Origin of the sequence: Micromonospora sp. WMMA1947, assembly GCF_027497355.1 — a bacterium.
Taxonomy (GTDB): Bacteria; Actinomycetota; Actinomycetes; order Mycobacteriales; family Micromonosporaceae; genus Micromonospora.
This window is the reverse complement of record NZ_CP114909.1, coordinates 3,355,076-3,377,497: the sequence shown is the minus strand read 5'-3', so window position 1 is coordinate 3,377,497 and position 22,422 is coordinate 3,355,076. Positions and strand designations below refer to the sequence as shown.

Genomic DNA, 22,422 nt, shown 5'->3' with positions numbered 1-22,422 from the left:
GCCGTGGTGGGGCCCGCCGGTCGGCCGAGACACGCCGGTGCGGGTGGGACGTACGCTTGTCGGACTGTCGGGACTGGGGGTGCGGGTGCGGACGCGAGCGGCGATCGTGGCATCTGGGGTGGCGGTGTGCGTGCTGGCACTGCTCGCGGTCTACGTCGTGACCAAGCAGTTCGGTGAGCACCTGCGGCTCCCCCTGTCCAGCCGGACGTGCACGGTGAAGGCCGACGGCGAGGTGGTGCTCGGTGCCGACCAGATGGCGAACGCGGCCACCATCGCGGCCATCGGGATGCAGCGCCGGATGCCCGAGCGGGCGGTGGTGGTGGCGCTGGCGACCGCGTACCAGGAGTCGCACCTGCGCAACATCGCCCACGGCGACCGCGACTCGCTCGGCCTGTTCCAGCAGCGCCCGAGCCAGGGCTGGGGCACCCCGGAGCAGGTCCAGGACCCGCGGTACGCGGCGAACAAGTTCTACGCCGCGCTGAAGAAGGTCAAGGGCTGGGAGCGGATGCGGGTCACCGACGCCGCCCAGCGGGTGCAGCGGTCGGCGTTCCCCGAGGCGTACGAGAAGTGGGCGGACGAGTCGGAGGTCCTGACCCGGGCGCTGCTCGGCCACGCGACCGGCGCGGTGGCCTGCACCGTCTCCTCGCCGCCGACGATGCGCGGCCCGGCCGCGGCCAGCGCCGTGCTGGAGAGCCTGTCCCTGGACTGGGGGCTTCCCCGGCTGGCCACCGCGACCGACCTGACCGCGCTCACCGTGCCGGCCGGCGGCGACCGCAACGGCTGGCGGTACGCGCACTGGCTGGTCTCGCACGCCGACGACCACGGCGTGAAGAAGGTCCGCTTCGGCAACCTGGAGTGGACCGCCGAGCAGGGCTCCTGGGCCCGGGTGAAGGGCGACCCGGCCACCGAGGTACGGGCCGAGGTGTTCGCCGCGGCCTGACGGCCCGCCGGGTCAGCCCTTCACCGCTCCCGCCACCAGGCCGGAGACCATCCGGCGCTGCACCAGCAGGAAGAAGACGATCACCGGCAGGGTGAACAGCGTGGACGCCGCCATCACCGAACCCCAGGCGGTGTCGTCCCGGCCGAAGAAGAACGTCATCGCCACCGGCAGCGTGTACTTCTGCTGGTCGTTGATGAAGGTCAGCGCGAAGATCAGCTCGTTCCACGCGGTGATGAACGAGAAGATGCTGGTGGCGACCAGGCCGGGCGCGACGAGCGGGAACAGCACCTTGCGGAACGTCTGGGCCCGGCTGGCGCCGTCGATGGCGGCGGCCTCCTCCAGTTCCTTGGGCACCGCGGCGACGAAGCCGCGCAGCATCCAGACCGCGAACGGCAGCGAGAAACCGAGGTACGTGAGGATCAGGCTGGGCAGCGTGTTGTAGAGGCCGAGCCGCTGGATCATCAGGAACAGCGGGATGACCAGCGCCTCCAGCGGGATCATCTGCACCACCAGCAGCATGATCAGGAACGTGGTGCGCAGCTTGAACCGGAACCGGGCCACGGCGGTCGCGGCGAGCAGCGCGACCAGCCCGCTCAGCAGCACCGTCGCCAGCGCGACCAGCGCGCTGTTGAGGAAGAAGTCGGCGAACGTCACGCCCGGGATCAGGTTGCCGGTGAGGATCTCCCGGTAGTGCTCCAGCGTCGGCTCCGCCGGCACCGGCCGGGGCGTGGACGAGAAGATCTCCCGGTTGGGCTTCAGCGAGGTCGCCACCATCCAGTAGACCGGGAACGCGGCGAAGAGCGCGACCAGCAGGCCCGCGCCGTTGAGGGCGATCTTCTTCGTCATTCGTCCTCCTGCCGCAGCACCATGCGGACGTACAGGGCGGTCACCACGAGCAGGATCACGGTGAGGATGACCGCGATGGCGGAGCCGAGGCCGTACTTGGGCGGCGGCGAGAACGCCTCCGCGTACGAGTAGATGGACAGCATGAACGTGGACCGGTCCTGGGTGCCGCCGGCCAGCACGAACTGCTGGGTGAAGACCTTGAAGTCCCAGATCGTGGAGAGGACCACGAGGATGCCGAAGACCGGCCGCAGGACCGGGAACGTGACCGACCAGAACACCTTCCACGGCCCGGCGCCGTCGACCCGGGCCGCCTCCTGCAGCTCGGTCGGCACGCTCTTGAGCCCGGCCAGCACGCTCACCGCGATGAACGGGAACGAGTGCCAGACCACCACGAGCGTCAGGATGGCGAAGAACAGCAGCGGGTCGTTGAACCAGCCGTAGCCGGTCCAGTCGCTGCGCCCGAACAGGGCCGTGGAGAGCCCGTCCGGGAGCTTGTTGAACAACCACGTGACCAGGCCGCTGGTATCGTCGAAGATCCACTTCCAGACGATCGTGCCGGTCAGCGCCGGGGTGGCCCAGGCGAGCATCACGCAGCTCGCCACGAACGTGGCCATCTTCTTGCCCAGGCGGTTGAGCAGCAGCCCGACCAGGGTGCCGAGGATCATCGTGAGCGCCACGTTGGCGATCGCGAACAGCACGGTGTTGCGCAGCACCGTACGGAAGAACGGGTCGCCGAGGATCTGCGCGTAGTTGGCCAGGCCGACCCACGGCCACTCGCGGTCGCCGCGCAGCTGCCGGACGCTGTCCAGCTTGTGGAAGGACATCCACACGACCTGGCCGAGCGGCCAGAGCAGCAGCACGGCGATGATCGCCAGGCAGGGCAGGAGAAGCAGGTACGGAAGGTGGTCCACCCGGCGACGGCGCCGCCGCGCGGGGGTGTCCCGCGCGGCGGCGCCGTCGGTGGCCTCGGTCAGCGTGGTCACTTGGCGTTGAGAATGCTTTCCATCTCGGTGGCCGCGTCGGCGGTGGCCTTCTCGACCGTCTTCTGGCCCTTGATGACCGAGCTGTTCATCGCCTGGGTCACCGTCTTGGTCCGGCTGACCTCGACCCACTTCGGGGTGAGCGGGGTCAGCTTGGTGTTCTGGATGGCGGTCGCGAAGGCGGCCATCACCTTGTCGTTGGCGTAGTCGCCGCTGCTGACCAGGTCCTGGTAGACCGGGAAGAAGCCGAGGCTGCTGGCGAACTCCTTGTCCTTCTGCTTGCTCAGCAGCACGGTCATGTAGTCCCAGGCGAGCGCCTGCCGCTCGCTGTCCTTCCAGATGGCGATGTCGGAGCCACCGGCGAACGCCGGGGCGGGCTTGCCGTCCGGGCCGGGGATCGGGAACGTGCCCCACACCTTCTCGATGTCGGGGTTGTCCTTCTTCATCGCGCCGCCCTGCCAGCTACCGGCGAACGCCATGGCGGCCTTCCCGGTGGCGAACTGGGTACGGGCGTCGACCTCGTTCCACCCGGCGGCGGCCGGCGGGGCGACCTTGTGCACGGTGACCAGGTCGGTCCAGAACTTGACCGCCTTCTGCGCCTCGGGGGTGTTGTAGCCGGACTTCCAGCTGTCCCCCTCCTTGGTGGCGATCTCGCCGCCGGCACCCCAGAGGAAGGAGTAGAACGGCAGCTCGGAGTTGCCGGGCAGGGCGATGCCGTAGGTGCCGGGCTTCTTGGCCTGCACGGCCTTCGCGGCGGCGACCATCTCGTCCCAGGTCGTCGGCGGCTTCACTCCGGCCTCGGCGAACCAGTCGGTGCGGTAGTAGACGGCGCGGACGCCGGCGTACCAGGGCACGCCGTACTGCTTGCCGTCGAGCTGGGCGTTCTTGACCAGATCGGGCAGGATGTCCTTGCCCTCGGACCAGCCGTTGAACTTGTCCGAGACGTCGGCCAGGGCCTCCTGCGCGGCCCAGCCCTGGGTCTCGGTGTTGCCCAGCTCGGTGACGTCCGGGCCCTCCCCGCCGGCGAGCGCGGCCTGGAACTTCTTCGGCGCCTCGAGCCAGGGGATGTACTGCACCACGACGTCGGTCTCGGGGTGCTTCTTCTTGAACTCCGCCTCGACGCTGTCGAGGAACGCGGTCTGGGCGTCGCCGCCCTCACCCATCATCCACACAGTGAGCTTGCTGTTGTCGGCGGCCTTGTCGTCGTCGCCGGAGCCACCGCACGCGGTCAGCACCAACGCGGCCGACGCCACGATGGCGGTGACCGGAGCCAGCCGCTTCCACCTGTTCACGCCATATCTCCCTCAGGGCCGTTTGGCACTAACCTTCTCCGCCGCACCTTAGTAGGAAAATTTCCTTTACAACAGGGGGTGTTCGTGACGGAGGGCACAGGCGACCGTATCGCAGCCGCGGCCCGGCCGACATCGATGCCGTCCGGGCCAGCTCAGGGGCCGCACACGCCGACGGGCGCCCGGCCGCTGAGGCCGGGCGCCCGTCGAGGCGCGTGGTGCGGGGGTCAGTAGCGCGAGACGCCGCGGCGACGGCCGACGCCGGCCACCAGGGCCACACCGATCGCGGCGAAGAGCACCTGCAGCATCAGCTCGCGCCAGTCGATACCGGCGGTCTCGGCGAAGCCGGAGGCCCGGGCCACGATCGTGCCCAGAAGCGCGGCACCGACACCGATCAGCATGTGCAGCCAGATCGGCATGTTCTGACGGCCCGGCACGACCAGCCGGCCCAGCGCGCCGACGATCAGACCAACGACCAGCGCGGTGATGATGCCCCAAACGGTGAGCTCCATGGTCGCCCTCCTCCTTAAGAACCGGTCACACGTTTTCGTGTGGTTACTGTCGTGATCGCTAAGTTCCCGACCGCCCGGAAATCCAAACCGACTCCGATGACGAATTGTTCAGACGTGCTCTGACCTGCTACTTCTCCCCGAAACCCGGCACCCGGGGCGAGCCAGGGGCACCGACGGGGTTCAATGCGCCGAATACGCCGACGGGCGCCCGGCCGATACGGCCGGGCGCCCGTCGAGGCGCGTGATGCGTCGATCAGTAACGCGAGACGCTGCGGCGGCGGCCGACGCCGGCCACCAGGGCCACACCGATGGCGGCGAGCACGACCTGCACGGCCAGCTCGGCCCAGTCGATGCCGGCGGTCTGCGTGGCGATGCCGAGCGCACGGGCCAGAACGGTGCCCAGCAGCGCCGCGCCGACACCGATCACCATGTGCAGCCACATCGGCATGTTCTGCCGGCCCGGCACGACCAGCCGGCCCAGCGCGCCGACGATCAGACCCACGACGAGCGCGGTGATGATGCCCCAGACGGTGAACTCCACGGTCGGTCCTCCTAAGCGATTTCGCACGTTCTGTGCGTTTGCTGTCGTGTCCGCTCAGTGCCCGACGCATCGAAAAACGAAACCGGCCGCATCGGCCGCCGCTCCCCCTGCCGGGACGAACCCGCAGGTGGGAGCGCTGCCGCCGGCTGAAAATTTCCTGGGTACGCGAACGGCCGGCACCCTCGGGACGAGGATGCCGGCCGCTGCGCGAAGCCTGACTGCTACTTCTTGCCGGCGGGCTTGCCGTCGCCGGAGTCGGACGAGAGCGCCGCGATGAACGCCTCCTGGGGGACCTCCACCCGGCCCACCATCTTCATCCGCTTCTTGCCCTCCTTCTGCTTCTCCAGCAGCTTGCGCTTCCGGCTGATGTCACCGCCGTAGCACTTGGCGAGCACGTCCTTGCGGATCGCGCGGATGGTCTCCCGGGCGATCACCCGGCTGCCGATGGCCGCCTGGATCGGCACCTCGAACTGCTGGCGCGGGATCAGCGTGCGCAGCTTCGCCGCGATCGTCGTGCCGTACGTGTAAGCCTTGTCCTTGTGCACGATCGCGCTGAACGCGTCGACCGGCTCACCATGCAGCAGGATGTCGACCTTCACCAGGTCGGACGCCTGCTCACCGGAGGGCTCGTAGTCGAGCGAGGCGTAACCCTTGGTGCGGCTCTTGAGCTGGTCGAAGAAGTCGAAGATGATCTCGGCCAGCGGGAGCGTGTAGCGCAGCTCCACCCGGTCGGCGGAGAGGTAGTCCATGCCGAGCAGGCTGCCCCGGCGGCCCTGGCACAGCTCCATCACCGCGCCGACGTAGTCGTTCGGGGTCAGCACGGTGGCCCGCACCGTCGGCTCGTACACCTCGGCGATCTTGCCGGTCGGGTACTCGCTCGGGTTGGTGACCACGATCTCCTCGCCGTCCTCCTGGATGGCCCGGTAGACCACGTTCGGCGCGGTGGAGATCAGGTCGAGGTTGAACTCCCGCTCCAGCCGCTCCCGGATGATCTCCAGGTGCAGCAGGCCGAGGAAGCCGCAGCGGAAGCCGAAGCCCAGCGCGCCGGAGGTCTCCGGCTCGTACACCAGCGCGGCGTCGTTGAGCTTGAGCTTGTCCAGCGCCTCACGCAGGTTCGGGTAGTCCGAGCCGTCGATCGGGTAGAGCCCCGAGTAGACCATCGGCTTCGGGTCCTTGTAACCGCCGAGCGCCTCCTTGGCCGGGTTGTTGTTGATGGTGACCGTGTCACCGACCCGGGACTGGCGCACGTCCTTCACGCCGGTGATCAGGTAGCCCACCTCGCCGACACCGAGCGCGTCGGCCTTCACCATCTCCGGCGAGATGACGCCGATCTCCAGCAGCTCGTGGACGGCGCCGGTGGACATCATCTTGATCCGGTCCCGGGCGGAGATCCGCCCGTCGATCACCCGGACGTACGTGACCACGCCCCGGTACACGTCGTACACCGAGTCGAAGATCATCGCGCGGGCCGGCGACTCGGCCTCGCCCACCGGCGGCACGAACTGCCGGACGATCTCGTCCAGGAGATAGGGCACGCCCTCGCCGGTCTTGCCCGAGACCTTGATGCAGTCCGCCGGGTCGCCGCCGATCAGGTGCGCCAGTTCCTCGGCGTACTTCTCCGGCTGGGCGGCCGGCAGGTCGATCTTGTTGAGCACCGGGATGATGTGCAGGTCGTTCTCGAGCGCCAGGTAGAGGTTGGCGAGCGTCTGCGCCTCGATGCCCTGCGCGGCGTCGACGAGCAGGATCGCACCCTCACAGGCGGCCAGCGAACGGGACACCTCGTAGGTGAAGTCCACGTGGCCCGGGGTGTCGATCATGTTGAGCACGGCGCTCTCACCGGCCCGGTCGCCCTCGCGGATCGTCCACGGCATCCGCACGGCCTGGCTCTTGATGGTGATGCCGCGCTCGCGCTCGATGTCCATCCGGTCCAGGTACTGCGCGCGCATCTGCCGCGGGTCGACCACACCGGTGAGCTGCAACATCCGGTCGGCCAGGGTCGACTTCCCGTGGTCGATGTGGGCGATGATGCAGAAGTTCCGGATGCGCGCCGGGTCGGTGGCACCAGGAGCGTTCGCGCCGGGATCGAGCGTCGGTGGCACAGCGGTCCGTTCTGGTCGGCTGACGTGAGCGGGCCGACGCGCCGCCGGCCCCCTCCATGGTCCCACGTCGCCCGGCGCCCGCCCGGACTCCCCCTTCACTCCACGGCTATTCCACGGGTGGCTCGGCTATTCCATGGGTGGCTCGACGAAGAGGGCGGCCAGCCTCGGCAACCGGCGGCGGGCCTCCTCCTCGTCGTCGAAGTCCCAGAAGTCGTTCAGGTCGGGCACCGGCACCGGGTCACGCTCGGCCGGCAGGTCGGACGCGGTGGCCTTCCGGTACGCGTCCCACGGCACCGCGAGCATCTGCTCGCACTCGAACTCCTCGCCGCTGAGCGCCGCGGCCCGGACCTGCGGCAGCTCGGCAAGCGCGTCCGGATCGCCGACCGCCCGGGCGAACACCGCCCGGCCCTGAGTCATCAGCCAGCCCCGGAAGTACTCGAAGCCGTCGTCCGAGGCACCCCCGTTGATCAGGTACGCCGCGCCCCAGAGGTCGACCTTGTAGGAGGCGGCGAGCACCCGCCGCTGGTGGTGGGCGTAGCCGACGATCTCCTCCGGGTCGCGCTCGGCCAGCAGCGCGACCGCCCGGGCCGCCACCGCGTCGGGCTCTCCCCCGGCACCGGCGCGGGCGTCGTCGATCAACTGCCAGAACTCGTCGGTCCTCATGGGGGGCAGTCTGGCAGAGCCCACCGACGCGCCGGACCGTCGCGCGCCGCCGGTGCGGCAGCATGGTGCGGTGCGCGCGATCTCCCTACCGCCCGTTCCGTACGGGTCGACAGCGGTCCGGCCCGGCTGGGCCGACCTGCCGGCCGGGCTGCGCGGCGCGCTGGCCGCCCGGATCGGCGGCGAACCGGCGGCGGTACGGGTGACGGGCGGGGGATTCACCAGCGGCTTCGCCGCCGTGCTGACCGGCCCCACCGGGGAACGCGTCTTCGTGAAGGCGGCGGCGCTGCACGGACAACGGCACCTGGTCGACTGGTACGCCCACGAGGCGGCGATCCTGGCCCGGCTCCCGGTCGGGCTGCCGGTGCCCCGGCCACGCTGGGCGCTCACCGAGTCCGGCTGGTACGCGCTCGCCCTCGACGCGATCAACGGGCACACCCCCGCGCTGCCCTGGGCGCCGGCCGAGCTGGACGCCGCCCTCGCCACGTACGCCGAGGTGGCCGCCGCGCTCGCCGGCCCGCCCGCGGAGCTGGCCGCGCTCCGGCTCCCCCGCCTCGCGGACCTGGCCCGCGACGACATCCTCTGGTGGGGCGAGGTGGCCGCCGGGCGCGAGCCGCCGCCCGAGCAGGCCGCCGGTGCCCCGCTGGCCGAGTTGGTCGCGCTGGAGTCGCGCCTGCCCGGGTACGCCGACGCGGCCCCCGGGCTGGCCCACGGCGACCTGCGGGTGGACAACCTCCTGATCGACCCCGACGGCCGCGCCTGGCTGTGCGACTGGCCCTGGCTCTGCCACGGGCCGGCCTGGTTCGACCTGGCCGGGCTGCTGCTCACCGCGTACGCCAGCGGCCTGGACGCGGACGCCGCATTCGCGGGTCACCCGGCGGCAGCCGGGGCGCCCGCCGACGCGCTGGACGTGACGCTCGCCGCGCTGGCCGGGTACTTCCTGACCGGCGCCGCGGCCGGACCGTCGAACGCCTCCCCCCATCTGCGCGCCCACCAGCGGTGGAGCGGGGAGCAGGCGCTCGGGTGGCTGGCCGAGCGGCAGGGCTGGTCCTGGGCACGCCGCCCGCGCCCCTCGTGATCGGATCCGCTCGGCACGGCCGGCTCGGCACGGCCGGCACGGGCCGGCCACTGTCTTCCAGCCGGCGACGGTCGACGGCAAGGCTCCCGGCTGGCGGCGGGCAGCGGGCTGGTGGGTGGCAGGCTGGTGGGTGGCGGCGGGCTGGTGGAGGGGCGTCTGTCCTGCCCGGGCTGGAGGCGTTTTGGCTCGTCCGGGGCCGACCTGGTAGCCTGGCTTTTCGCGCGGCGATGACGCATGCTCGTCGTGCGCGAAAGCAGACCAACCCGAGCTATCAAGACGAGGCTGTCGCGTGGCGAACATCAAGTCCCAGATCAAGCGCAACCGGCAGAACGAGAAGCGCCGGCTGCGTAACAAGTCGGTCAAGTCGTCGCTGAAGACCGCCATCCGGAAGTTCCACGAGGCTGCCGAGGCGGGCGACACCGAGAAGGCCACCGTGCTCATGCGTGAGGCCACCCGCAAGCTGGACAAGGCTGCCAGCAAGGGTGTCATCCACTCGAACCAGGCGGCCAACCGGAAGTCGGCGATCGCCAAGCGCGTCGCCTCGTTCTCTGCCTGACCAGCGCTACAGAACCCACCGGAAGCCCCGGGGCCACCGCGCCCACGGGGCTTCCGCCTGTCCGCACTCCCCCGCAGCGGGTCGCATCACGTGCGCGTGCGTCGCGCTACGCGCTGCGCGCGTCGGGAGCCCGGAGATCTTGGACGATTTCGGCCCCTATGAGGGCCGTTTCGTACCAAGATCTGCGGGGTGATCGCGTCACGGCCGGTCGGCGGAGGCTCTGGCTGTGGGAGCGCGCGTGTCCGGAGGGCGCAGTGCCGGGCGGCGGGAGAGCACGGGGCGTCCGGCTGGCGCAGCGCGAGGCGGCGGGAGGGCCTAGCGCGGTGGGTCGCTACTGCTCGTTGGGGCGGTCGAACGTGGCGCGTCGCGGATGGTGGTAGCGGACGCCCCGGGAATCGGTGGTCGCGCCACCCGGCAACGCACGGGCGCTCGGCGGCGCCGCACCGCCCGGCAGCGACCCGAGGCTCGCCGCGCCGCCCGGTAGCGCGCGGGCAGTGGCCGGCACCCGCGCCCGGCCGATCACCGGCTCCATCTGGCGGCGGAAGCGATCCCGCTCCTGCTCGGGCACCTGCGCGGCAGTACGGACGACCATCTCGGCCACCACGTCGTTGAGCTTGACCATGGCGGCCACCGCGACGGGCAGCACCACTACCGCCCACCAGCTCACCAGTTCGGCGAGGGCGAGCAGCACGGCCAGCGCCACCGCGCCCTCGAAGAAGAGGAAGCAGAGCACCCCACCCGGGTTGACGAAGCGCAGTCCCAGCACCCGGGCGTAGAGCGGGCGGTACCGCTCCTCGTCCGTGGCCACCGTCGACCACGCTCGGGTCACCGGGCGCCGCCCTGCCGGGCCGCCGCCACCGCGAACACGGCTCGCTCCAGCGCGTACGCCCGGTCGTCGGCGCCGCCCTTGACCGCCGCGTTGCACTCGGCTGCCACCCGCATCGCCTCGACGAGGCCTTCCGGCGTCCAGCCCCGGGCGCGTACCTGAGCCTTCTCGATCTTCCAGGCCGGCATGCCGAGCGTCTTGGCCAGCTGGAACGCGCTGCCCCGGCCGGCGGCGGCGACCCGGGCGACGGTCCGTACGCCGTCTGCCAGCGCGTCCGCGATCGGCACCGGGTCGACGCCGACGTGCAGCGCCCACCGCAGCGCCTCCAGCGCCCCGGGTACGTCACCGACCATCGTCGCGTCGGCGACGGTGAATCCGGTGACCTCGGCCCGTCCCCGGTAGTACCGGGCGACCGTGTCCGCGCCGATCCGGCCGTCGGTGTCGGCGACCAGCTGCGAGCAGGCGGCGGCCAGCTCACGCATGTCGTTCCCGACGGCGGCGACCAGGGCGTCCGCCGCGTCAGGCGTGCACTTGCCGCCGATGCGACGGATCTCGTCCCGCACGAAGGCGGCCCGCTCCCGGTCGCCCTTGAGCTTCACGGCCGGCACCACAGTGGCGCCCGCCGCCCGCAGGCCGTCGGCGAACGCCTTGCCCTTGGCCCCGCCCAGGTGCAGCACCACCAGCTGCACGTCCGGGTCGGGATTCTTCGCGTACGCCAGCAGCGCTGCGACGAGGTCCTTCCGGGCGTCCTGACCGGAGCGGAGCACGAGCACCCGGCGACCGCCGAACAGCGACGGGCTGAGCATCTCGGCGATCTCGCCGACGGTGAGCGTGCCGGCCTGGCATTCCCGCACGTCCACGTCGGGGTCCACCTCGCGGGCCCGGGCGACGGCTTCGGTGACCGCTCGCGTGGCGAGCAGCTCCTCGTCGCCGAGGACGAGCACAATAGGAGGCAGGTCGGCGGGGGTCACGTCGCCCATACTCGCACGCCCTCCGACCCGGCCGGGCCTGCTCATCGGGGACTGTGACGGCGCAGCCCGCACACAGCGCAAATCCAGACATTTGCCTTGATCTACCATCTACCGCGACAAGATCCCCCCTCTCTATCGCTGCGGCCCGTTGTCGGCGCCGCGCTTCACCACGGCGAGACCGGCGCCCGCCCGGACCGCGGCGACGTCCCCGTCGGTGTCGGTACGCAGCACCCGCGCCCCGCCCCGGGTCAGCCGGTCCAGCAACCCGGCGTTCGGATGCCCGTAGTCGTTGTCGACGCCCACACTCACCAGCGCCACGGCCGGACGTACCGCGCTCAGGAACTCCGGATCCTGGTACGCCGAGCCGTGGTGGGCGACCTTCAACACGTCGGCCCGGATCCCGGCGGCCGGTGTCGTCTCCAGCATCGCCCGCTGTTCCTCCGTCTCGGCGTCGCCGGTGAGCAGGATTCTTACCCCGCCCACGGTGGCGGCCAGCACCAGTGAGTTGTTGTTCGGGTCGGACCGGCTGCCCCGCAGCGGGTACGGCGGCCCGACCGCCACCAGGTCCACCGCGCCCGCCCGCCACCGCCAGCCCGCCTGCACCGCGGCGAGCGGCGCACCGGCCCGGCGGGCCGCCTCGCGGACCTGGGCGGCGCCGTAGGGCGGCTCGGACCAGGCCGGACCCACCACCGCACCCACCCGCCGCCCTCGGAACACCCCGGCCACGCCGCCCACGTGGTCGACGTGAAAGTGGCTGACCACCAGCAGCGGGACCTCCCGTACGCGGAGGCGGCGCAGGCAGGCGTCCACGCCGGACGGCTCCGGGCCGGCGTCGACCACGACAGCCCGGCCGGCGGCGATCGGCAGCACCACCGCGTCCCCCTGCCCCACCGCGCACGCCACCACCACCCAGCCGCGCGGCGGCCAGCCGGAGGCGAACAGCCGGAACGGCACCGCACCGAGCACCACCGCCACCACGACGACCACGACCAGTCGTCGCGCCCGGCGTCGCCGGAAGGCGAGCAGCAGCCCCACGCTCACCGCCGCCAGCAGCAGGGCCCCTGCCACCCCGCCCGCCCACGGCAGGTTCCCGGCGGGCAGATCCGCCCCGTGCCCGGCCACCGCCACCAGCCAGCGCGCCGGCCAACTCGCCAGCCAGGCCAGGAACTCCGCGCCACCCGGCCACACCGGCGACAGCACCGCCGCCAGTACGCCGAGCACGGTGGCCGGTGCGACGGCCGGCACCGCCAGCAGATTCGCCGGTACCGCCACCAGGCTCACCGTCGCCGACAGCCCGGCGACCACCGGGCCGCAGGCCAGCTGCGCGGATGCCGGCACCGCGAGCGCCTCGGCCAGCCCGGCCGGTACGCCGCGGCGCCGCAGCGCGTCCCGCCAGCCGGGCGCGAGCAGCAGCAGTCCTCCGGTGGCGCACACCGACAGCGCGAAACCCGGGTCGCCCGCCAGGTCCGGGTCGTACAGGACCAGCCCGGTGACCGCTGCGGCGAGCGCGGGCAGCGCCGACCGGGACCGCCCGGCGGCGAGCGCAGCGAGCCCGATCGCGCCCATCGCGGCGGCACGCACCACGCTCGGCGAGGGCCGCACCAGGATGACGAACCCGACGAGCGCGAGGACGCAGAGCACGGCGGCGGTACGCGGACCGGCACGCGCCCACCGGGCCAGCAGCAGCACCGCCCCGACGACGATCGCCACGTTGGAGCCAGTGAACGTGAGTTAGGGAGGTGTATATAGAACGGCCCCGGCAGGTGCTGGAACACCTGTTACCCGGGGCCTTGACGGACAACGGAGGTCCGCCCGGCCATGAGTGTAGCTGTGAAGCAGGCCCTGCTTGCGACGAAGGATCTCGGCAAGAACGAGCGTGCCGTGGCTATCGCCATCGCTGCTCACGCCAACAACGAGGGCAACGCTTGGCCGTCTGTGGCCACCCTCGCCGACTACGCCGGCTGCTCTGAGCGGACCGTACAGCGGGCGCTGGCCAAGCTGGTGCAGCTCGGTCGCCTGGTCGTCACCAAGGTTGCCGGCATCGCCACCCGCGTCTACCGACTGGTCACCGGCCGGGGGGTGACGAACAACGGTCCGGGGGTGACGAATCAGCCGGAGGGGGTGACGAATCAGCCCGCCGGGGGTGACAGCCAGGGTGACGCCCGAAGTGTTGAAGACCAAGGGAAGTTGAAGACGCGCGCAAGCGCGCGTGACTGGCGTCGATTCCTTCCCAAGAACAAGAACACCAACCCCGCCACCAACGGCTACCCGTACCCGGAGCGCAAGGGCGCTGCCCTGCCGATGACTGCCGGGGGCGACCGGTGCCACAAGCCGGGGCACGTTGGCCAGCCTGCCGGCGGGTGCATCCCCTGCCGCTCTGAGGCACTGGCGGGTGACCGATGAACGGCACCGCCGCCTACGCGCTCGGCCTGGTCCTCATCGGCGGCCCGGTCTCGATGCTCGCCCCGCTCGCCGTTGCTCGCCGGCTGGTCGAGCGGCACGCGCACCGGGTTGCTGACGACATCGCCCGCCTTCCCCGCCTCGACGCCACCGCTACCCGCCGGGAGCTGATCAACCGATGACCACCGCCACCGCTCCCAGCGCCTACCCGCGCGCCGTCGCGGATCTGCTCCCCGCCGTGCGGGACCTGGCCGACAGGCTCGGTGAGATCCCCTCGCGCAACCGGATCATGCGTGAGTTCAAGGTGGGTGCGCCCAAGGCTCAGGCCGCGCGCCTGGCTCTGATCGCCGAGCCCATCACCCTGCCCGACGAGACCGAGGCTGAGCCCACCTCGGACCCGTGGGAGTACGCCGAGCCCGCCCCGGTCCTGCCGGCAGCACCGGTCGAGACCACCCCGGTTCCGCTGATCCTGCCGACTGCCAAGGTCACCGAGCCGTCGCCGCTGGTCGAGCCGGGCGGACACCCGCCGGCCCCGGTCGAGCCTGCCCCGGTCAAGGCTGAGGCTGCGCCGGTCCGCCGGCTGTCCGCGTGGCCCGTGGTGCTGATCGCGTTGCCCGCGTTCGTGGCTATCTGGTCCGGGTGGGTCGGACTCGGCGGACTCACCGGGTTCGGCGTGGTGCACCCGCTGCCCGGGATCGCGAACGGGTTCAGCATCAACACCGCTATCACCCTGCCGATCGGGGTGGAGGTCTACGCCGCGTACTCGCTGCGAGCCTGGCTCTCCGGCCAGGTCCCGCCCCGGGCTCGCCGGTTCGCCAAGTGGTCCGGCATCGGGTCGCTGATCATCGGCGCGCTCGGCCAGGTGGCCTATCACCTCCTGGTCGCCGCCGGCATCACCTCCGCTCCGTGGCAGATCACTACCGCCGTTGCCTGCCTGCCGGTGGCGGTGCTCGGGATGGCCGCCGCGCTGGCACACCTGATGCACGAGGGGAGCGACCAGTGACCGAGCTGGAGCGGACTCTCCGCAAGCTGCGGCGCAAGCACACAGTTTCGCGGGTGGCCTACCGGTACGTCTCCGGTAGGCCGCTCAGCGGCAAGCAGGGTTACCCGTACCGCCACCGGGGACCGGGCCGGCTGGCCGGCTGGCAGCGTCAGGCGTACCGCCTCGGTGTGCCGGCCGCCGCCGGCCTGGCCCTGGCCTTCCCGGACGCCTCGCTCACTGCGGCCAGCGGCGCTGCTCTGGCTGCGGCGTGGCGTGGCCGGCAACGGCTGGTGCGTCGCCGGTTCCACCGGGAGTACATCGCCCCGACCCTGGCCGCTCTCGCCCCGGCGATGGGACTTCAGACCGGCGTGCGCCTGCACGTTGATCCGTCGTTGGGCAACCTCACGCCCCGGCTGGCCAAGCCGCTGAGCCCGGCGGAGAAGGCAGTACGCGCCTGGTACGGCGAGCACGTCGAGCCGATCATCCGGTGGCTTCCCGAGCGCGCACAGCGGGCAGCGTGGGCAGTGCAGCGCAAGGCAGAACCGATCACGTCCCGGCTGGCCGTGTTCCGCCGGCCGATCGACGGTGACCAGGGGCCGCGTATCGAACTGGAGGCGGACACCCCGTACCTGACCAAGGAGCAACGGCAGCTCGTCTCGTCCATCGTCAGCAGCAAGATCCCCGTCGCTGACCTGGTCGAGACCTGGCACCAGGTGGGCCCGCGCGTGCGTGCCGTCTGGACCGTGCGTAAGCGCCCGCCGGCCCGCGTCGGCGTCGACCAGGTCGCCGCCCACCTGCCCCGGCTCGCCGAGTGGGAGTTCTACATCGGCCAGGGAGCCGGCGACCGACCCGTCACGCTCTCACTGCGCGACGACTCCCCCCATATCGCCGTGTCAGCCGGAACGGGCGCAGGCAAGAGCGTGCTCGCCGAGCTGATCGCCGTGCAGGTACTCAACCGAGGCGGCCGAGTGGTCATCCTCGACCGCAAGGGCTCGCACCGCTGGGCCCTCAACCTGGCCGGCGTCGACTACTGCACCCGTCCGGCGCAGATGCATGACGTGCTCGTGCGCCTGGCCGCGCTCGCCGACGAGCGGAACACCCTGGCCATGCACGAGGCCGAAGATTGGAATCCCGGTCCCCGCGTGCTGGTCATCTGCGAGGAGTTGAACGCCACCATCGGACAGCTCGTTAACTTCTGGGCGGAGGCACGCGGCAAGGGTGACCCGAAGCGGTCGCCTGCCGTGTCGGCGCTGGCTGACCTGCTGTTCATGGGCCGAAGCGCCAAGGTCAACGTGCTGGCCATCGCGCAGATGCTCACCGCCCGCGCGATCGGCGGACCCGAAGCGCGGGAGAACTTCGGCATCCGCTGCCTCGCCCGCTACACCGCCAACAACTGGAAGATGCTCGTCCCCGAGGCGGCCATGCCGCGTGCCTCCCGCACCCTCGGCCGGTGGCAGATCGTCATCGGCGGACAAGCCACCGAGACACAGGCCGCCTACCTCACCACTGCCGAGGCCCGGCAGCTTGCATGTCCCCGGTCCCCGGAGACATCCCAGGTCAACGACCTATCAAGCCCTGCCGGGGACTTCCTGACGCTGCGCCAGGCGGTAGAGGCCGGAGTGCTGCCCTGGTCCTACGAAGCAGCCAAGAAGCGGCTACAGCGGCGCGTGGGCGAGGTACCCGAGGCGCGTGGCAAGGACGGAAACGCCGACCTATTCGCGAGGCGGGACTTGGAAGTCTGGTCTGGCAGCTCAAGCTGAAGGTCTTGACCCGATAATCCCCGACACCCTGACGGAGACTATCGGGACCCGGGTACTCTGCGGATCGTTGGACGTTCAACGCGACTGAACAACTAGCCAGTAACGTTGGATGGAGGAAGACCCCCGCCCCTGGTTCGCAGGCCGCGAGGCGGAGGACTTCCCGCTCGATGTGGGCCTAGCTGACGGTCGTCAGTTGGGCCCGCATCCGTTTCCGGTCAAGGCAATCGCCAGACCGGCGGCGTAGGTAAGCACCTTGAGTGCCAGTGCTACCCACTCCCCGACGTCCCGCCACCGGTTGGTGTTGGGCTGCCGGCATTTCCTTGGGCTTGAGGGCCCCTTGCGGCGCTTCGTCACTCTCCATCCTTCCGAGATTCAGAGGCCGGGGTCCGTCCCCCGCGCGCGCCAGGGCGGGCGTGCCGGCCTTGATCTCGGAGACCAGTTCGGTTCGTGTCGTGCGCCGGAGACACCATAGCGACCGGTGCGAGTGACCTGCGTGTCGGACTACATCTTCGTACACCCGTGCGATGTATGTGACCAACTCTCACTTCTGCCTGTTTCCGCAGGTCAGCCGGCATACATGGCCACCCGACGCTGAAGTATCAGGTCAGACGAGCCAGCCGGACAGCGTCGAGCCGGGGCCACGCACTGGAGGCCAAGGACCTTCTTGTGCAGCTCAGGCACGTCGGCGATGAACTTGCACAGGAACATGACGTCGACGTCGACGTCGACGATGCCGCTCGGGTCGAGGTGCCCAGGCAACACCCCGGCCGCTCAAGGCAGATGGGCGGCGCGACGAAGCCCACGATGAAGATGTCGTCAGTGAAGAGGCTGGAGGAGAGAAGGTACCGAGGCCATCCGGGCCAAGGTCAGGCGCGAGGCAGAGCAAGCCCACCATCTCGGATGCATCATCAGATCACGCCGAAGCCATCTACGACCTAGGCGCGTCAGCGCCCGCCCGCTCGCCGGTGTCATCTACTCTCGCGGATGCTCGGAGCAACACCAGGGACCAGGGGGCAGGACCGTAGGCACATGGGCAAGCGTCACAACAAGCTGATTGACGAGATCGAACGCGGCGCGCTGGACAGCAGCACATCGCTCGCCGACACGCTACGTAAGTGCGTGGCCCTCGGTGGGCAGGCCAGGTCGACCGAACTGCGGGACTGGGCGAGCCGGGAGCTGAACGGGTACGGCCCGGACGATGAACTCCCGAAGTGGCGGAAGACCCACGCAGCTCTACAGATCGACCTAATCAGCGCTAACCACCACATCACCAACCAGACCATCAGCCGCTGGGATCTCCCCGACTTCGCCCGGGATGGCCTCACCGAAGAGGTGCCGTTCGTCCAAGGCGTGGGCGCGATGGAAGCGATGATCCGAAACGCCAACGGGAACGTGGTGAAGCTGGGGCCGAACATGGCCGCGGACCTGGTTTCGTACATGAATAGCGAGAACACCAACCCGTATCAGCGCATCGAGCGGCTTTATTGGGCAGTCAGCACGACGGCGATACAGGCCATCCTGGACAACATCCGGACGGCGCTCACGGCCCTGGTTGCGGAGCTGCGAGACGGAACGCCGGATGATGCCGTCAAGCCGTCAGCGGAAGCCGCCAACCAGGCGGTCCAGTTCATCATCAGCGGGAAGCGCAATCGCGTAGTGGTCAACAGCGCCCAGGCGAGCGGCCACGCCAGCAGCAGCGTCGGTCAGGGGCAAGAGCAAGAGCCCGAGTCGCCCGGCTGGAAGCGATGGGCGCGGATCAGCGGGATCATCGGGTTGATCGTCGCTGTGGCCGGCTCCGTTGCAGGCGTTCTTCAGTACATGGCTGGTAGCTAACGCACCCGCATCCTGGCTTGGCCGCTACCTGCGGGGTGCTGCGACGGCGTAGGTGATCGCCGCGACCACAGCCAACAGGATGATGCGCGGCGAGCCCTCCGCGCCGAGCAGGCCAGCGAAGAACCACGCGACCCAACCAACGGCGACACCGAGCAGCACCCGGTTGCCCTTGCTGTCCCGCCATGACTGCCGCGCCGGCTGCGCCTGGTCGCCACCCGAAGCCAGGTGCCAGACCTCCTCGCGAGTCAGGCCGTATCGCCGTGCGATGTCGTCGACATCCTGCCCTGCGGCGTACGCGGCGATGATCTCGTCAGTCTCCGGATCGGGCTGCATGCCGAGCACCGTACTGCCGTTGCGGTGTGCTCGCTGTCCGCTGGCCAGCCGCTTCCGTTGGTAGCCTGACCACCCTGGATGAACGTCGATCCCTTCTTGAGGCAGGAACAGCGTGACCACCGCCGAGAAGATCACCATAGGTGTGAGCATCGCGAGCGCACTGGGCATCGGAGCCCTGATCAAGTCGATCTTCGACCGCCGGATCTCTCGACCTGAGCGGCGGATGGATCTGGCAGAGAAGTCGCTCAAGCTAGCGGACGCGATCGTTGCTCGGGTCGAGGCTGAACTGGCCCAGGTCCAACGGGAACTCACTGACGCCAAGCAAGAGAACGAACAACTACGCAAGCAGGCCGCGGAGGCGCTGACTACGCGGGACCAAGCTCTCGCCTCAGCCACTGTCGACAGGCTCGATAGGACCGCCGACCACCTAGCCAGTGCAGCAACTAAGGTGGCTGGCATCAGGATTGAACTGAAGAATTACAACTCGCTGATTATTCCGGCGAGTGAAGGCGAGGACTCCGACTTTGATAACCTGCGCCTACTGAAGGACAGCTATCGATACCAGGGCAAGCAGAGTGACTACCGCCGAGAAGATCACCGCTAGCGTCGCCCTCCTTGCCGCACTGGGTGTCGGTGCCGTGCTGCAAGCCTGGGTGACACACCTCCTCGCTCGGCGTGAGAGGCGAGTCAACATCGCCGACAAGTCGGTGCAGATGGCGGCGACCCTGATGATCAGGATGGAAGGCGAACTGAGCCGGACTCTCGACGCCCTCGCGAAGACGCAGAGGGAGGGCGAAGGGCTGCGAGCGGAGCTTGCGAGCACGACAGAGGTGTACAGCGCTCGCGAGTTGGAGTTAAGCGATCAGTTACAACGGGCCAACGCAGAACTCGCAAGAGCCAGGGCCTTCATCGAGACCGTGCGAAACGTCGATCAGCACGTCAAGGCTGCTCTTGCAGAGCATGGCCGGCAGACGAGGGCTGCCCTCGCGAGGGCAGCGAGGGAGTACCAACCGAGTCGACGGGAACCACCGCCTGTAGACGAGGACGTGTGGGCGGCGATGGTCGATCAGCATGAAGACGACGAGTACCGGCGCGGGGCCCAGTACGAGGGTGGGGGTATAACCCCCTGAGCCCGATCTCCCCCACCGCCAAGTGATAGCAGCGGCCATCTTGCCACGGTGTAGCAGTGATCAGGACGCCTATCGACCCTCCATCCCTGGCGCTACCGGGATGCATCCCCGGAATATGCGGTGCCACGGTTTCAGGGTCGATAGGCGCACTTCGATCAGCTCATCGTCGGTTCGTCGTCCCGGGTGGTAGCCATCCAGAGCACGTGATGGAACAGAGAGAGCCGGTCACCGAAGATCCGGGTGTGCGCCCGGTCGAATCGGGCGTGGCAGCTTCGGCACATCGGCGAGTAGTGGGCGGGGTTCGGGCTGAAGGGCTTGCCCTGCTCTCTGCCGTCGCCATCGCGGAGTACGTCAGGATCGGCGTGGGAGTACGCCCACTGCTCGGCCTGCTTCCCGCACCGGCAGCGGTGGGCGGTGGCGCTGCCCTTGACCTTGTTGACCAGCTTATGTGCTGAGTCGTAGTCGCTCGGCTGCTCTTGCCGGCCTCTGGGATCGGGGTGCTGGCTGCGGTCGGCGCAGTTGACGACCAGGCCGCGAGCGAGGTTCTGAAGCCCGGCCCGCTTGTCGTTGCCGCAGTCGCATCGGCAGAGAACGTACTGAGTGCCGTTGACCGATTCCTGGCGCTCGGTGAGCACCAGGTCTCCGAACCGGTGCCCCGGCTTGTACTTCTGCTGTTTCGGCCGGCTGCTCTGCCGTGGCCTCGGGGTGTAGGTGCGTGCGTGCTTGGCCTTGGCCTTGCACCTGTCTCCGCAGTAGGGGGATGCCGGCCCGCGCCTCCCCGGTGGCTTGGGTGGCAGCGCCCCGCCGCAGTGCCGGCACGCTCCCGCCGGCCCGGCCGCCAGCCGCCGCAGCCGCGCTGCCGCAGAGGCGCACCGCTTGGCGCAGTAGCGGGCTCCCGACCGCTTACCGGTCATCGCGCCGCCGCAGTGCTCGCACGTGCGCCGGTCGGCGTTGGCCGTCGCGGCTCGGCGTTCTGCGCGATCGTGCCGGCGTCGGCAGGCTTCGTCGCAGTAGGCGCGCTTGCCGCTGCGTTCCTCGGGTAGCGGCGTGGCGCACTGGATGCACTCGCCGTTGAGTGCCCGCTGTTGCTCGATGGTCATGCTCACTGAGGTTGGTCTCCATACAGAGATAGGGCGCTCTCCGTAGCCCGCTGAGAGCCACGGAGAGCGCCTGTCGTTGATCAGGGATGGATGGGAACGGGGGTGGCGCCTACGGCTTCTCGCGCCGCTTCAGTCGCTTGTGGTTGGAGCGGCACGCCTCCCGGCAGTAGAGGGAGGCACGACCGCTGTTGACCGGGACAGCGTTGCCGCAGCCGGCGCACGGCTCGGCCTGATGTAGCTCCTGGCCGACCCTCAACCGGGTGTGGCCGTTGCGCCTCCACCGGGCGTAGTGCGTGGCGCACAGACCACGCGCCCAGTGCGGCCGGGGGCAGTGCAGCAGCCGGCAGACGCGCCCATGGTTCCGGGATCGAGTCTTCATATGTGGGTGCTCTCGGCGAGCGGGCAGGGCACTCCGCGGAGCGCCCTACCCAACGCCACCGTCAGGCCGCAGCCTTGCTGATCATGACCGCGTCCGCCGTGACGGCAAGCGCCTGGCGGTCGCCGAAGAGGGTCGCCTTCTGGTCAACCACCTTGACCGACTCCACCCGACCGAGGCCGGGCGAGAAGATGCCAACGGCGTCCCCGACGCCGGCTGCCACGAACTGGGACAGCTCGGGGATGTCGACGTGCCGGTCGATGCCGTGCACGATGAACTGCACCCGGACCTTGCGCCGTACCGTGTCGCCGTCGCGGGTCTGCGATACCACCTCGCCGGAGGCTCGGCGATACATGATGGTGTGGATGTTCGCCAACCGGTCGGTACGCGGGTCGACGACGTACTCCTTGCTTCGCGTCGCAGCAAGCCCGCCGAGCTGCTGCGCCAGTCCGATCCCGGTGGCACTCGACTGCTCCTCGATAACCGGCATCAGCGGCTCAAGGTTCTTGAGGAAGACCGACAGCACGAAGTGGTCCGGACCGGTGGTGACACTGTCTCGCACCTCAGCGTGCCCAGCGTGGTGCACCAGCTTGTAGATGCCAGCCACGCAGGCTTCCTTGATCGTGTCCAGACCATCGGCGGGCACAGTCACCAACAGGTGCACCGTGCCGGTCATCCGGCCGGTGGCGGTGTCGTAGTCCGTTCCCTCGGTCTGGTACAGGTACGCCGCCGGAGCGGTCAGCTTCTCCGGCCGCTGCGACACCACCTCGACCGGCACGCCGAACATGCCGAAGTTGAAGCGGTTGGCCTCGATGACCGACCGCAGGTACTCGGCGAGCACCGGGTTGGTCTGACCCTCGAACAGCTTGACATCACGCTCCGCCTCCGGGATGCGCTTACGCGCCATGCCGAGCAGGTGCGCGGTGCGCTTGATCTCCGCCTCAGCGGTGGCCAGGTCGAGCCCAGTCACCGAGGCGTCGCCACTGTCGAGCCTGGCGAACAGCTCGGCGGCAGAGTGCTCGGCCTGCTCGTGCTCGGCCTCCCGCTCGGCGACCAGTGCGCGGGCCTGAGCCAGAGCCTCAACGGGGGTGGGGATGGTGTTCTTCTTGGCAGTAGCCACGGGTGATGAACCTTCTTCCGTGCAGGGTGAACAGGCGGCCGGTTGGCCGCACATGATGGGTTGGAGTTCCTGAGACGGCCTGGCGGCGAT

Annotated in this window: 22 protein-coding genes and 1 pseudogene; 10 read left to right on the top strand and 13 right to left on the bottom strand. The window is 69.9% G+C overall.

Annotation, left to right across the window (positions count from 1 at the left end; genetic code table 11):
• The first annotated feature begins 79 nt into the window (after positions 1-79).
• Entirely contained in the window at positions 80-940 is an 861-nt protein-coding gene (locus O7604_RS16210) for a hypothetical protein (protein ID WP_281577018.1), read from the top strand.
• Between the two features lie 12 nt (positions 941-952).
• Here O7604_RS16210 and O7604_RS16205 read toward each other — a convergent pair whose 3' ends face one another.
• The 7 genes from O7604_RS16205 to O7604_RS16175 all read right to left on the bottom strand — a co-directional run bounded on the left by O7604_RS16205 (position 953) and on the right by O7604_RS16175 (position 7,870).
• Positions 953-1,786, bottom strand: a complete 834-nt coding sequence (locus O7604_RS16205; protein ID WP_128136489.1) for a carbohydrate ABC transporter permease — start codon at positions 1,784-1,786, stop codon at positions 953-955.
• Positions 1,783-2,769, bottom strand: a complete 987-nt coding sequence (locus O7604_RS16200; protein WP_281577017.1) for a sugar ABC transporter permease — start codon at positions 2,767-2,769, stop codon at positions 1,783-1,785. The genes O7604_RS16205 and O7604_RS16200 overlap by 4 nt, the downstream gene beginning before the upstream one ends.
• Positions 2,766-4,058 (bottom strand): sugar ABC transporter substrate-binding protein, encoded by a 1,293-nt coding sequence (locus O7604_RS16195; protein WP_281577016.1) that lies wholly within the window; start codon positions 4,056-4,058, stop codon positions 2,766-2,768. The genes O7604_RS16200 and O7604_RS16195 overlap by 4 nt, the downstream gene beginning before the upstream one ends.
• Before the next feature lie 224 nt (positions 4,059-4,282).
• Positions 4,283-4,567 (bottom strand): transglycosylase, encoded by a 285-nt coding sequence (locus tag O7604_RS16190; protein ID WP_013287983.1) that lies wholly within the window; start codon positions 4,565-4,567, stop codon positions 4,283-4,285.
• A 253-nt stretch (positions 4,568-4,820) separates the two neighbouring features.
• Complete coding sequence (locus tag O7604_RS16185) at positions 4,821-5,108, bottom strand: GlsB/YeaQ/YmgE family stress response membrane protein (RefSeq protein WP_116507974.1); 288 nt, start codon at positions 5,106-5,108, stop codon at positions 4,821-4,823.
• A 221-nt stretch (positions 5,109-5,329) separates the two neighbouring features.
• The gene (lepA, locus tag O7604_RS16180; protein ID WP_281577015.1) at positions 5,330-7,207 is read right to left on the bottom strand and encodes a translation elongation factor 4; all 1,878 of its coding nucleotides are present in this window, start codon (positions 7,205-7,207) and stop codon (positions 5,330-5,332) included.
• 126 nt (positions 7,208-7,333) lie between these two features.
• Positions 7,334-7,870 (bottom strand): DUF4240 domain-containing protein, encoded by a 537-nt coding sequence (locus O7604_RS16175; RefSeq protein WP_269704578.1) that lies wholly within the window; start codon positions 7,868-7,870, stop codon positions 7,334-7,336.
• Between O7604_RS16175 and O7604_RS16170 the strand changes: the two genes are divergently transcribed.
• Together O7604_RS16170 and rpsT are read left to right on the top strand one after the other, a co-directional pair.
• On the top strand, positions 7,869-8,945 hold the full coding sequence (locus O7604_RS16170; RefSeq protein WP_281577014.1) for a phosphotransferase: 1,077 nt from the start codon (positions 7,869-7,871) through the stop codon (positions 8,943-8,945). The two genes, O7604_RS16175 and O7604_RS16170, sit on opposite strands and share 2 nt — an antisense overlap.
• 289 nt (positions 8,946-9,234) lie before the next feature.
• Positions 9,235-9,501, top strand: coding sequence for a 30S ribosomal protein S20 (gene rpsT / locus O7604_RS16165; RefSeq protein WP_013287988.1), 267 nt, complete (start codon positions 9,235-9,237; stop codon positions 9,499-9,501).
• Between the two features lie 331 nt (positions 9,502-9,832).
• Here rpsT and O7604_RS16160 read toward each other — a convergent pair whose 3' ends face one another.
• The 3 genes and pseudogenes from O7604_RS16160 to O7604_RS16150 form a co-directional block, all read right to left on the bottom strand.
• Positions 9,833-10,330 (bottom strand): hypothetical protein, encoded by a 498-nt coding sequence (locus tag O7604_RS16160; protein WP_269704576.1) that lies wholly within the window; start codon positions 10,328-10,330, stop codon positions 9,833-9,835.
• Complete coding sequence (holA, locus tag O7604_RS16155) at positions 10,327-11,307, bottom strand: DNA polymerase III subunit delta (RefSeq protein WP_281577013.1); 981 nt, start codon at positions 11,305-11,307, stop codon at positions 10,327-10,329. Before holA ends, O7604_RS16160 begins: the two co-directional genes overlap by 4 nt.
• Positions 11,308-11,430: 123 nt before the next feature.
• Positions 11,431-13,045: pseudogene (locus O7604_RS16150) on the bottom strand (ComEC/Rec2 family competence protein); the annotation flags it as partial.
• 83 nt (positions 13,046-13,128) lie between these two features.
• Here O7604_RS16150 and O7604_RS16145 point away from each other — a divergent pair.
• From O7604_RS16145 to O7604_RS16125, 5 genes are all read left to right on the top strand, one after another.
• A complete protein-coding gene (locus O7604_RS16145) occupies positions 13,129-13,701 on the top strand; it encodes a helix-turn-helix domain-containing protein (RefSeq protein WP_281577012.1) in 573 nt (190 codons plus the stop codon).
• Positions 13,698-13,880 carry a hypothetical protein gene (locus O7604_RS16140; protein WP_281577011.1) on the top strand — a complete coding sequence of 61 codons (183 nt, stop codon included), beginning with the start codon at positions 13,698-13,700 and terminating at the stop codon, positions 13,878-13,880. Before O7604_RS16145 ends, O7604_RS16140 begins: the two co-directional genes overlap by 4 nt.
• On the top strand, positions 13,877-14,701 hold the full coding sequence (locus O7604_RS16135; RefSeq protein ID WP_281577010.1) for an ABC transporter permease: 825 nt from the start codon (positions 13,877-13,879) through the stop codon (positions 14,699-14,701). The genes O7604_RS16140 and O7604_RS16135 overlap by 4 nt, the downstream gene beginning before the upstream one ends.
• On the top strand, positions 14,698-16,440 hold the full coding sequence (locus O7604_RS16130) for a type IV secretory system conjugative DNA transfer family protein (RefSeq protein ID WP_281577009.1): 1,743 nt from the start codon (positions 14,698-14,700) through the stop codon (positions 16,438-16,440). Before O7604_RS16135 ends, O7604_RS16130 begins: the two co-directional genes overlap by 4 nt.
• Before the next feature lie 1,029 nt (positions 16,441-17,469).
• Complete coding sequence (locus tag O7604_RS16125; RefSeq protein ID WP_281577008.1) at positions 17,470-18,273, top strand: hypothetical protein; 804 nt, start codon at positions 17,470-17,472, stop codon at positions 18,271-18,273.
• A 24-nt stretch (positions 18,274-18,297) separates the two neighbouring features.
• On the opposite strand, the gene O7604_RS16120 is transcribed toward O7604_RS16125, so the two are convergent.
• Positions 18,298-18,744, bottom strand: coding sequence for a hypothetical protein (locus tag O7604_RS16120; RefSeq protein WP_281577007.1), 447 nt, complete (start codon positions 18,742-18,744; stop codon positions 18,298-18,300).
• Between O7604_RS16120 and O7604_RS16115 the strand changes: the two genes are divergently transcribed.
• Complete coding sequence (locus tag O7604_RS16115) at positions 18,719-19,210, top strand: hypothetical protein (RefSeq protein WP_281577006.1); 492 nt, start codon at positions 18,719-18,721, stop codon at positions 19,208-19,210. The genes O7604_RS16120 and O7604_RS16115 overlap by 26 nt on opposite strands.
• Positions 19,182-19,736, top strand: a complete 555-nt coding sequence (locus O7604_RS16110; protein WP_281577005.1) for a hypothetical protein — start codon at positions 19,182-19,184, stop codon at positions 19,734-19,736. The genes O7604_RS16115 and O7604_RS16110 overlap by 29 nt, the downstream gene beginning before the upstream one ends.
• Before the next feature lie 155 nt (positions 19,737-19,891).
• Here O7604_RS16110 and O7604_RS16105 read toward each other — a convergent pair whose 3' ends face one another.
• Together O7604_RS16105 and O7604_RS16100 are read right to left on the bottom strand one after the other, a co-directional pair.
• Positions 19,892-20,836 (bottom strand): hypothetical protein, encoded by a 945-nt coding sequence (locus tag O7604_RS16105; RefSeq protein WP_281577004.1) that lies wholly within the window; start codon positions 20,834-20,836, stop codon positions 19,892-19,894.
• Between the two features lie 440 nt (positions 20,837-21,276).
• On the bottom strand, positions 21,277-22,386 hold the full coding sequence (locus O7604_RS16100; RefSeq protein ID WP_281577003.1) for a hypothetical protein: 1,110 nt from the start codon (positions 22,384-22,386) through the stop codon (positions 21,277-21,279).
• Positions 22,387-22,422: the final 36 nt, after the last annotated feature.

Coding starts and splice junctions, on each gene's coding strand:
- O7604_RS16140 (WP_281577011.1), top strand. CDS start 13,698: ATGAACGGCACCGCCGCCTACGCGCTCGGCCTGGTCCTCATCGGCGGC.
- O7604_RS16135 (WP_281577010.1), top strand. CDS start 13,877: ATGACCACCGCCACCGCTCCCAGCGCCTACCCGCGCGCCGTCGCGGAT.
- O7604_RS16205 (WP_128136489.1), bottom strand. CDS start 1,786: ATGACGAAGAAGATCGCCCTCAACGGCGCGGGCCTGCTGGTCGCGCTC.
- holA (WP_281577013.1), bottom strand. CDS start 11,307: ATGGGCGACGTGACCCCCGCCGACCTGCCTCCTATTGTGCTCGTCCTC.
- O7604_RS16175 (WP_269704578.1), bottom strand. CDS start 7,870: ATGAGGACCGACGAGTTCTGGCAGTTGATCGACGACGCCCGCGCCGGT.
- O7604_RS16190 (WP_013287983.1), bottom strand. CDS start 4,567: ATGGAGCTCACCGTTTGGGGCATCATCACCGCGCTGGTCGTTGGTCTG.
- O7604_RS16120 (WP_281577007.1), bottom strand. CDS start 18,744: ATGGTGATCTTCTCGGCGGTGGTCACGCTGTTCCTGCCTCAAGAAGGG.
- O7604_RS16100 (WP_281577003.1), bottom strand. CDS start 22,386: ATGTGCGGCCAACCGGCCGCCTGTTCACCCTGCACGGAAGAAGGTTCA.
- O7604_RS16125 (WP_281577008.1), top strand. CDS start 17,470: ATGGGCAAGCGTCACAACAAGCTGATTGACGAGATCGAACGCGGCGCG.
- O7604_RS16170 (WP_281577014.1), top strand. CDS start 7,869: ATGGGGGGCAGTCTGGCAGAGCCCACCGACGCGCCGGACCGTCGCGCG.
- O7604_RS16105 (WP_281577004.1), bottom strand. CDS start 20,836: ATGACCATCGAGCAACAGCGGGCACTCAACGGCGAGTGCATCCAGTGC.